We start from the raw sequence: 10,040 nt of genomic DNA, 5'->3' as shown, positions 1-10,040 counted from the left end.
GTTCGCTTCGTCTTACGACGAAGCGAACAGGTAAGCCGGCATCGGCTGGGTGCTGTCCACCACGCCCTTCACGCCCGCGACGTTTTCCGCAAGCACGCGAAGGCCGCGCTGCACGGCCGCGCTGCGGCTGAAGCCGTGGAACTCCACGATGCCGTTGTTCACCTCGACCAGCGTGTAGAAGGTGTCGGCCCAGGGCTCCTTCTTCATCGCCGCCATCACCGCGCGGCGGATGCGCTCATCCGGGAACTCGCCACCCTCGGGCGGCGGGCCGACCAGGGCGCGCAGCAGGTCGGCGCGGGAGACAAGGCCCTTCAGCTTGCCGTCCTGCGTCACCAGCACGCGACGGATGCCGCGATCCTCCATCAGATGCGCCACCTTCGAGGCCAGCGCGTCGGGATCCACCGCGACCACCTCCGCCGTCATCACGTCGCGCGCGGTGACGCCGTGGGTGCGCGCGTAGCGCTCGGCGTCGTATTCCTGGTTGCCGAACAGGCTCGCGAACCAGCCCGCGGGCTTGTCGGCCTCGCCGGCGAGGCGGCGGATCAGATCGGCCTCGGTGACGACGCCGAGCACCTGGCCCTGCGCATCCACCACCGGCACGGCAGAGATCCCGCGATCGGCGAGCAGGCGCGCCATCGCCATCACCGGCGTCTCGGGCGGAACCGTGACGACGTCGGCGGTCATGAGGTCGCGTGCTCTGAGGCTGGTCATCGGGGCGTTCCCTCTGCTCCGGTGCAGGATAACACCATGTTAGGCTCCGGCGGGTGGGCGAACCTTGACGCAGGTCAATCGGCCGTCGGTTTGACAGGGGCGGACACGCCTGTATTCCTGCCCGGGCGAAACCGGGAGGATCATGTCCATGACGCATGCGATCGGCCGACGCGATATTGCGCTGCGCGTTGCAACGGTGGCGGGCGCCGCCGCGCTCGGCCTGCCGCGCTTGGCGCGCGCGCAGGCGGCGATGCAGATGTCCATCGCCACCGGCACGACGGGCGGCGTGTACTACCCGCTGGGCGGCGCGCTGGCCAACCTGATGTCGCGCGAGATCCCGGGCATGAGCGCGACCGCCGAGGTCACCGGCGGTTCGGTGGCGAATTTCCAGCTGCTCGGCGCCGGGCGCGTCGGCATGCTGTTCGGCCAGGTGGACGCCGCGGTGGACGCGATCAACGGCAGCGGCCCCTTCCGCGGCCGCAAGGTTCCGGCCCGCGCGATCGCCGTGCTCTACACCAACCGCATGCAGGTGGTGACGACGGCCGCCACCGGCATCCGCAGCATGGCGGACCTGAAGGGCAAGCGGATCTCCACCGGCGCGCCGGGCTCCGCCACCGAGCTCTTCGCCTTCCGCCTGATCGAGGCGGCGGGCCTCGACCGCGAGAAGGATTTCCGCGCGCGCGAGCGGCTCTCGCCGGCGGAATCCACCAATGCGATCCGCGACGGCAAGCTCGATGCCTATTTCTTCGTCTCCGGCGTGCCGACCAGCGCGATCACCGATCTCGCCGCCACGCCGGGCACGCAGCTCGTGCTGGTGGACCACGCTGAGTTCTTCCAGAAGATCGTCGAGAAGAACGGCCCGGTCTATTTCCCCGAGGAGATCCCGGCCAACACCTATCCGGGCCAGACGGCGCCGAACAAGCAGCTCTCCGTCGCCAACATCCTGGCGGTGCGGGAGGACATGCCGGCGGATCTGGTGACGAAGATCCTGCAGGTGGCCTGGGGCAAGCGCGAGGACCTGGTGCGCACCCACTCCGCCGCGCGCGACTTCACGCTGGCGGCGCAGAAGAGCGCGGCGGCCGGCATCCCCTGGCATCCGGCGGCCGAGGCGTTCTGGCGCGCCGCCGGCGGCAATCTGGGCTGAGCCGGCGCGGCGCCTCGGGCAGATGAGCAGCACCCTGATTCCGCCCGAGGTGCCGAAGGGCGCGCTCGACGAAGCCACCGCAGCGCGCCTCGAAGAGCTGATCGAGCAGGAGGAGGGCGTCCAGAACCGCCTGCCCGGCCTGCTCGGCTACGCCACCGTGGTCGTCGCGCTCGCGATGTCGCTGTTCCACCTGTGGGCGGCGTGGGACATCGTGCCGACCACCACGCTGCGCTTCGTGCATGTGGGCTTCGCGCTGGTGCTGGGCTTCGCGCTGTTCCCGGCCGACCGGCGCTGGCGGCACCGGCTGATGCCCTGGGACGCGGCGCTGATCGCCGCCGGGGTCTATGTGATCTGGTACCTCGTCGCCGGCGGCGACGACCTGCTCGACCGCTACGTCTTTCCCGAGCCGATGGACCTGGTGGTCGGCTGGATGCTGATCGCGCTGGTGCTGGAGGTGACGCGGCGCGCGACCGGCCCGGTGATGCCGGCGGTGGCGCTGGTGTTCCTGCTCTATGGCTTCTTCGGCAACCTGCTGCCCGCCCCCTGGCAGCACCAGGGCTACGACGCCGAGCGGCTGGTGCCGCACCTGACCATCACGCTGGAAGGCATCTTCGGCACGGCGGTGGACGTCTCCGCGTCGCTGATCGTGCTGTTCACCATCTACGGCGCCATCCTGCAGGCTTCGGGTGCAGGGAAATTCTTCGTGGACTTCTCCTTCGCGCTGACCGGCGGCAAGCCCACCAGCGCGGGGCGCACCGTCGTGCTCTCCTCCTTCCTGCTGGGCGGGCCCTCGGGTTCGGGCGTGGCGACGACGGTCACGCTCGGCACCGTCGCCTGGCCGATGATGCGGCGCGTGGGCTATCCGGCGGCCGATGCTGGCGGGCTGCTGGCCGCGGGCGGCATGGGCGCGATCCTGTCGCCGCCGGTGATGGGCGCGGCGGCCTTCCTGATCGCCGAATACCTGAAGATCGGCTACCTCGAGGTGCTGGTGATGGCGATCATCCCCACCTGCCTCTACTATGCCTCGCTGCTGTTCATGGTGGAGCTGGACCAGCGCCGCATCCGCGCGCGCGCCGCGGCGGGCGACGCCGCTGCGGCCACGAAGATGCAGGTGGACCCGGTCGGCAAGCTGCTGCGCGAATACGGCTTCCACTTCTCCACGCTGATCGCGATCGTCGTCTTCATGGTGATGGGCTACTCGGCCACGCTGTCGGTGCTCTACGCCATGATCGTCGCGGTCGTGCTGAGCTTCCTCAGGCGCGACACGGCGCTGACGCCGCGGCGCCTGGTGCAGGCGCTGTCGGCGGGCGCGGTGCAATCGGTCGGCATCGCAGCCACCTGCGCCTGCGCCGGCATCATCGTGGGCGTCATCACGCTGACCGGCCTGGGGCTGAAATTCTCCGACATCGCGATCCAGGCGGCAGGCGGATCGGTGGTGGTCACGGCGATCTACACCGGCCTGATCGTGTGGGTGGTCGGGCTCGCGGTGCCGGTGACGGCCAGCTACATCATCTGCGCGGTGGTGGCCGCCCCGGCGCTGATCAAGCTCGGCGTGCCGGACTACGCCGCGCACATGTTCGTCTTCTACTACGCGGTGCTCAGCGAGGTCTCGCCGCCCACCGCGCTGAGCCCCTTCGCGGCCAGCGCGATCACCGGGGCGGGGCCGTACCGCACCACGCTGCAGGCCTGGAAATACACCCTGCCCGCCTTCGTCCTGCCCTTCGTCTTCGTCACCGATCCCGAAGGCGTCGGCCTGCTGCTGCAGTTCACCGGGGACATGGGCTGGGGCGACGTGGTGTGGCAGGTGGTGCTGGCCACCCTCGGTCTCGCGGCGCTCGCCGCCGCGACGCAGGGATGGCTGCTGCGCGCCCTGGCCGCGTGGGAGCGCCTGCTGCTGGCGCTGGCCGGCGTGCTGATGGTCTTCCCCGCCGCGCTCGAGGCACTGCTGGCCGACCTCGTGCCTCATCCGCACTGGGTCGGGCTGGTGCTGGCCTTCGCGCTGACGGCGTTGCAGTGGCGCGGACGCACGGCCTAGGGCAGCGCCCGATCGGGTTGACCCGCTCAGCGGGCCAGCCGATCGTCACCGGCCTGCGCCGGGCATCATCGGGACGACTGGTTGACCGCTTCGGCGGTTCCGCCGTCGCGGATCAGGCGCTCCGGCACGCCGACGCGCCCTTCATGCAGGCGCAGCACCGTCTCCGCGACCGCCATCGCGCGGCCCGGCGGCGCGTAGAAGACGCCGCGGATCTGCGTCGTCGCCTGCAGCGCGGCGAGGAAATCCTCGCGCAGCACCGGGTCGGGCGGCGTGCCCTCGGCCCAGAACGCGTCGAGCGGCCCCTGATGCGCCAGCCCCGGCACGTCCCACACCGCGCTGCCGAGCGCCTTGGTCGCGCGGTCCAGCACGATGGAGCGCAGCCCGACGGTGCTGTTGACGGTGACCAGGCCGCGCGAGGTCCTGAGCATCGCATCCAGCTCGCCGTGATGCGCCAGATGCACCCGGTCCGGGATGCCGGCCTCGGCGGCCAGCGCCGGCACGCGCGATCCCCAGCGCTTCAGACAGGGATCGAGCGGATGCACCTTCACGATCAGCCGCGCTTCCGCCGGCGCGTGGCGTGCGAATGAACGGAAGACCTCGGCGAGCGGCGTGTCCATGTCGCGGAAGCGCGAATAGGCGCGGATGGAGAAATCGGTCTCCATCTGCATCGCGAAGACCCAGAAGGGCCTCCCGCCCACCGCCGCCAGGGCGCGCGCGCCTTCCGCGCGCTCCGCGCGGCGGCGCAGCAGGCGCAGCCCGATCCCCGCATAGGTCGCCAGCGGATGATGCAGGTGGTGGCTGCGGTAGTGCGGGAAGGGCCAGGGCAGCATGGTGGCGAGATGATAGGCCACGTCCCAGCGCGCCTGGCGCGGGAAGTCGTCCTTCATCCGCTCGGTCAGGTCGGCGCGCGGCAGGGTCGCGGCCAGCGCGCGGATCGCCGCGGGGCTGCGCGGGAAGCGGCTGTCGCCGCCCATGCCGTCGCGCTCCAGCGTGATCCAGTCGGGGCGGAAATAGCCGAAATCGGTGACCGTCACCGCGATGCCGCGCGCGGCGGCGGCGGCGATCGCGGCGCGGTGGTAGTCGCGCTGCTCGCCGAGCAGCACGATGTCCGTGACGCCATGCGCGTCGAGACGGGCGGCGACATGCCCCGGCCAATCCTCCGGCCGCCCGCGGTAATCCTCCACACGGCCCGGCGCGCCGCGCCAGAACATCCGGTCGCCGAGGTTGAGGTTGATCCGGTGGACCTCATGGCCGAGCGCGGCGAGCCCCGCCGCGACCTCCGCGAAGAAGGGGCTGATCGGTCCCTGCAGGAACAGGAAGCACCGCCGCGCGGAGAAGGTCGGGGAGGACGGCATCGGCCCGGCGGCATTCGCACCGCCCCGCCCCAGGGTCAACCTGCCGGGCGCCCCCGGAACGGCAGCAGCACGTCGCGCGCCGCCACCAGCCGCACCCCGCGCCGCCGCGCCGCGCCGAGCGCCGCGGCGTCCGGAAAGGGGCAATAGGGCAGTGGCGCCGGCGCATTGCCCGCCGGCTCCTCGCCCGCCGCCAGCCGCGCCACCAGGTCGCGCAGCAGCGGCAGGCCCGCAAGATGCAGGTGCCGCGCCGCCTCCAGCGCCGAGACCCCGGCGGGCAGCGCCACCCGGCGCTGCGCCAGCACCGCGCCGGCATCGATGCGCGGCACCAGGCGGTGGATGCTGACGCCGGTCCGTCCCTCGCCCTCCGCCAGCGCCCAGAAGGCCGGCACCGGGCCGCGATGCCGCGGCAGCAGCCCGGGATGCAGGTTGATCCCGCCGCGCGGCGCCAGCGCGATCGTCTCGGCCGAGAGGATCTGGTCGAAATGCAGCGTCACGATCAGGTCCGGCCGCGCCGCGCGGAGTGCGGCATGCATGGCCGGCCCGTTGACGTCCGCGACGGTGAGCAGCGGCACGCCCGCGGCGCCGGCGATCCGCGAGAAATCCCGCCGCCGCCCGGGCAGGCCGAAGCCGAGTGCCAGATAGGGCAGGAAGCCCGGGCCCGAGCGCGCGAGGTGCCGCCGCAGCTGCCCGATCGCGCCGCCCGCCGAGGCGCGCCGCGGGTCCGACAGGCCGATCAGCGCGAGCCGGCCCGATTCGGCGGTGCAGAAGGCCAGCGCGGCCGCGTCGCTCATCACAGAAGGCAGGGTGAGCAGCGCGATGCGCATCGCCGCGCCGGATCAGCCGGCGGCGTCGGCCACCGGCACGCTGTCCACCGCCGCGGCCAGCGCCTCCACCGCCGCACGGATATCCGCTTCCTCATGCGCGGAGGACAGGAAGAAGCGCAGCCGCGCCGAGCCTTCCGGCACCGCGGGGAAGACGATCGGCAGCGCGTTCACGCCGCGCTCGAGCAGCGCCGCCGAGACGCGTGCCGCGCGCACCGAACTGCCGAGCACGACGGGCACGATGCCGAGGCCGGCGGTCTCGCCGGTGTCGAAGCCGCGCGCGCGGCAGAGGTCGCGCAGCAGCCGCGCATTCGCCTGCAGCTTCGCCACGCGCTCCGGCTCGGCATGCAGGATGTCGAGCGCGGCGGCGGCGGAGCCGGCGAGCGGCGGCGGCAGGCCGACCGAATAGACGAAGCCCGGCGCGGTGTGGCGAAGCCAGTCCACAAGCTCCGCCCGCCCTGCGACATAGCCGCCGCAGGCGCAGAGCGTCTTGGAGAGCGTGCCCATCCAGATGTCCACCTCGGCCGGGTCCACGCCCGCCGCCTCGAAGGCGCCCTTGCCGGTGGCGCCGACCACGCCGAGGCCATGCGCGTCGTCCACCATCAGCCAGGCGTCGTGCTTGCGCGCCATGCGCACGAAGGCGGCGAGGTCCGGCACGTCGCCATCCATCGAGTAGTGGCCCTCGACCACCAGCAGCGCGCGCTGCGCGCCGCGCCGCGCGGCCCGCAACTCGCGCTCCGCCGCCGCCGCGTCGTTGTGCGCGAAGGGCACGCGGCGCGCGCCGGACAGCCGCGCGCCCTCGACGCAGGAATTGTGGATCGCCGCGTCATGCACGATCACGTCGCGCGGTCCCATCAGATGGCCGATCAGCGTGACGTTGGTGGCGTGGCCGCTGACGAAGGCGAGCGCCGCTTCCGCGCCGTAATGGGCGGCGAGCTTGCGCTCCAGCGCGCCATGCACCGGCCGCTCGCCGGAGACGAGGCGCGAGGCGGAGGCGGAGATGCCGTAGCGCGCCATCGCGTCCATCGCCGCCCGGTGCAGCCGCGGATCGGCGTTGAGGCCGAGATAGTCGTAGCTGCCGAAATTGATGACCTCGCGGTCGCCGATCAGGCTGCGCGCGCCGGCGATGCCCTCATGCTGGCGGAAGAACGGGCTCTCGATGCCGAGCGCATCCATCGCGTCGCGCACCAGGCCCCAGTCCTTGACGTTCTGCACGGCGCCGAAGCCGCGCGGATCGGAGGCGGCCTGCGCCTCCTGCCCCTCGCGGCGACGGGCGAGGCGCTGGACCAGGGCGAGCCGGGCAGTCGTGGAAAGTCCGAAAGCCTGCCCTCTGCCCATCCGCTGCGACCTGCCCCTCTCTGCCTATCCGGCCGCGCGCAGATCCTGCTGCGAGGGCTCGAAGGTCTCCATCAGCACGGCGATCGTGGCCTCTCCGGCCGCCGGCGCCAGCACCGCCTGAGCGATCTGCCGCGCCAGGGTGGCGACCGTCAACTCCTCGGACAGGCCGGCGATCGGCACCTGCCGCTGCATCCGCGCCTCCAGCGCGCCGCGCAGTTCCAGCGCGCCAAGGCTGTCGAGGCCGAGGCCTGTCACCGGTGCGTCGGCCGAGACCGCCTCGGCCGGCAACCGCAGGATGCGGCCGATCTCCTCCTGCACCAGTCGCTGGATGGTGGCCTCCGCCTCCTCGCGCGGCATGGCGGCGAGACGGGCGCGGAGGTCGCCATCGCCGGCGCCGGTCTCCTCGGCGGCGAGCGCGGCGAAGATCGGCTCGGCCATCACCGGCAGGCGCAGCCGCGTGCCCATGCCGGCGAGCCGCGCGACGATCGGCGCGGCATGCGGCGCGGCGAGCAGGGCGGGCAGGGCCGAGAGCGCCTCCTCCGCCGTCATCGCGGCGACGCCGAGGCGGCGATGCAGGGTCTCCGCCTTCCGCGCGTCGTCGGCGAGCATGCCGACATCGGCGATCGGCCCCCAGGCCACGGCCAGCGCGGGCTTCCCGGCCGCGCGCCGGCGCCGCGCCAGCGCCTCCAGCCCGGCATTGGCGGCGACGTAGTTGGCCTGGCCCGGATTGCCGAAGGCGGTGGTGGCGGAGCCGAACAGCAGGAACAGGCGCAGCGGATCGCCTGCGGTCAGGCGGTCCAGGCTTTCCGCGGCCTGCAGCTTGGGCGCCAGCACCTGCCGGAATCGCTGGGCATCCGTCGCCACCGCCGCGCCATCGGCGAGCACGCCCGCGGCATGCACCACCCCGCCGATCGGATGCGCCTTGCGGATGCGCCCGAGCGTGGCCTCCAGCGCGGGCGCGTCCGCGACGTCGCAGGCGTGGATCGCGGCCCGGGCGCCGAGCGCGCCGAGCTCGCGCAGCGCCGCCGCGTCGTCCCCCGCCGCGCGGCGGCCGATCAGCGCCAGGTGCTTCACCCCCTGGCGCGCCAGCCATCTCGCGCAGGCGAGCCCGAAGCCGCGCGTGCCGCCGGTGACGACCACCACCTGGTCGGGCTCCGGCAGCCAGGGTGCCGCCGCCGCGGCCTCGCGCGGCGCCGGCGGGCGGATCACCAGCTTGCCGATATGGGCGGAGGCCTGCAGCGTGCGGAACGCCGCCTCCACCTCCTCAGGCCCGAAGACCGAGAGGGGCAGAGGTCGGAAGGTGCCGTCGCGCAGGCCTTCCGTGATCCGGGCCAGCAGCCGCGCGGCCAGCGCCGGCCGGGCGCGTGGCAACTCGTCCACATCCACCGCGTAGTAGGTCGCGTTGCGCCGCAGCGGGCGCAGCGGCGCGCGGCGGTTCTCCACGAAGTCGCGCTTCCCCAGCTCCACGAAGCGGCCGAAGGGTTTCATGAGGCCGAGGCTCCGCTCCATCGCCTCGCCGGCGAGCGAGTTGAGCACGACGTCCACGCCCTCGCCCCAGTGTGCGCGCAGGGCGTCGGCGAAGCCGGGATCGCGGCTGTCCAGCACGAGGTCGGCGCCGGCCGCGCGCAGGAAGGCGCGCTTGGCGGGACTGCCGGCGGTCATCGCCACGCGCGCGCCGATCGCCTGCGCCACCTGCAGCGCGGCGAGCCCGACGGCGCCGGCGCCGCCATGGATCAACACCGTCTCCTCCGGCTGCAGCCGCGCGCATTCCTCGAGCGCGTAGACCGCGGTGAGGAACGCGACGGGGATGGTCGCGGCCTGCTCCGCCGAAAGCCCTTCCGGCAGCCGCGCCAGCGCCTCCACCCGCGTGACGGCGCGGGCGGCGAGCGCGGCCGGCGCCACGCCGAACACCCGCGCGCCCGGGCGCAGCGCGACCCCCGGCCCGGCCGCCTCGACCACGCCGGCGCATTCCATGCCGAGGGTCGGACCGGCGAAGCCGGCTTCCAGCACTTCCTCCGGCAGCAGGCCCTGCGCCCACATCAGGTCGCGGAAATTGAGGCCGGCGGCCTCCACGCGGATCGCCACCTCGCCCGGTCCCGGCCGGCGCCGAACCGCGGGCTCCCAGTGCAGCGTGCCGAGCCGGCCGGGCTGGGCGATGCCGAGGGCCAGCGGGCCGGCGGGTGGCGGCTCCGCGATCCCCGGGATCAGCCGCGGCACCAGCCGGCCCGAGGCCGCGAGGCTCGCTTCCGGCTCGCCGTCCCGCGCCTCGAGTTCCGCCGCGAGGCGCCGCGTGGCCGCCTGGATCGGCAGGTCGGGCGCGAGATCGAGGCGCCGCGGCTTCAGCGCCGGCATCTCGTTGGCGAGCACGCGCAGCAGGCCCTGGGCTGCCGCCGCGGCCGGGCGATGCGCGCCCTCGGCCGGCTGCGCGCCGCCCTGGGTGACGACGACGAACTCGGCGGCGCTGCCATGCGCGGCCTCGGCCAGCGCCACCAGCCCGGTCAGCGTGGCGGCAAGGTCGGGCGGCTCCGGCGCCAGCAGCGCGACGACGCGCGCGCCGGCGAGCGCACGCGGCGCCGGCACGGGGCCGAATTCCAGGCGTTCCGGCGCCGCCGCGCCGCGGGCGAGGCGGGCGGCGC

Annotated in this window: 7 protein-coding genes; 2 read left to right on the top strand and 5 right to left on the bottom strand. The window is 73.7% G+C overall.

The features are described 5' to 3' along the window. Positions 1–12: 12 nt before the first annotated feature. Positions 13–711, bottom strand: coding sequence for a CBS domain-containing protein (locus AC1MIR_RS08545; protein ID WP_480027754.1), 699 nt, complete (start codon positions 709–711; stop codon positions 13–15). 148 nt (positions 712–859) lie between these two features. Here AC1MIR_RS08545 and AC1MIR_RS08540 point away from each other — a divergent pair, with 148 nt between their 5' ends. Both AC1MIR_RS08540 and AC1MIR_RS08535 read left to right on the top strand, forming a co-directional pair. Then, on the top strand, positions 860–1,855 hold the full coding sequence (locus tag AC1MIR_RS08540) for a TAXI family TRAP transporter solute-binding subunit (protein ID WP_480027753.1): 996 nt from the start codon (positions 860–862) through the stop codon (positions 1,853–1,855). Between the two features lie 22 nt (positions 1,856–1,877). Then, positions 1,878–3,890, top strand: a complete 2,013-nt coding sequence (locus AC1MIR_RS08535; RefSeq protein WP_480027752.1) for a TRAP transporter permease — start codon at positions 1,878–1,880, stop codon at positions 3,888–3,890. 65 nt (positions 3,891–3,955) lie between these two features. Here the strand turns inward: AC1MIR_RS08535 and AC1MIR_RS08530 are convergent, their stop codons facing one another. The 4 genes from AC1MIR_RS08530 to AC1MIR_RS08515 form a co-directional block, all read right to left on the bottom strand. Then, the gene (locus AC1MIR_RS08530) at positions 3,956–5,245 is read right to left on the bottom strand and encodes a capsule biosynthesis protein (protein ID WP_480027751.1); all 1,290 of its coding nucleotides are present in this window, start codon (positions 5,243–5,245) and stop codon (positions 3,956–3,958) included. 35 nt (positions 5,246–5,280) lie between these two features. Continuing rightward, complete coding sequence (locus tag AC1MIR_RS08525) at positions 5,281–6,069, bottom strand: formyltransferase family protein (RefSeq protein ID WP_480027750.1); 789 nt, start codon at positions 6,067–6,069, stop codon at positions 5,281–5,283. 12 nt (positions 6,070–6,081) lie between these two features. Continuing rightward, positions 6,082–7,404: an aminotransferase class I/II-fold pyridoxal phosphate-dependent enzyme gene (locus AC1MIR_RS08520; RefSeq protein WP_480027749.1), complete on the bottom strand. Its 1,323-nt coding sequence runs from the start codon at positions 7,402–7,404 to the stop codon at positions 6,082–6,084. A gap of 24 nt (positions 7,405–7,428) precedes the next feature. Continuing rightward, positions 7,429–10,040 (bottom strand): SDR family NAD(P)-dependent oxidoreductase (locus AC1MIR_RS08515; protein ID WP_480027748.1); only part of this gene is annotated, 2,612 nt, incomplete at its 5' end.

This window comes from Falsiroseomonas sp. RANM36 (genome assembly GCF_056682175.1).
This window is presented reverse-complemented; position numbering and strand designations above follow the sequence as displayed.

Bases quoted from the DNA above. Each gene is read 5' to 3' on its own strand.
- AC1MIR_RS08525 (WP_480027750.1), bottom strand. From the start codon at position 6,069: ATGCGCATCGCGCTGCTCACCCTGCCTTCTGTGATGAGCGACGCGGCC.
- AC1MIR_RS08545 (WP_480027754.1), bottom strand. From the start codon at position 711: ATGACCAGCCTCAGAGCACGCGACCTCATGACCGCCGACGTCGTCACG.
- AC1MIR_RS08530 (WP_480027751.1), bottom strand. From the start codon at position 5,245: ATGCCGTCCTCCCCGACCTTCTCCGCGCGGCGGTGCTTCCTGTTCCTG.
- AC1MIR_RS08535 (WP_480027752.1), top strand. From the start codon at position 1,878: ATGAGCAGCACCCTGATTCCGCCCGAGGTGCCGAAGGGCGCGCTCGAC.
- AC1MIR_RS08540 (WP_480027753.1), top strand. From the start codon at position 860: ATGACGCATGCGATCGGCCGACGCGATATTGCGCTGCGCGTTGCAACG.
- AC1MIR_RS08520 (WP_480027749.1), bottom strand. From the start codon at position 7,404: ATGGGCAGAGGGCAGGCTTTCGGACTTTCCACGACTGCCCGGCTCGCC.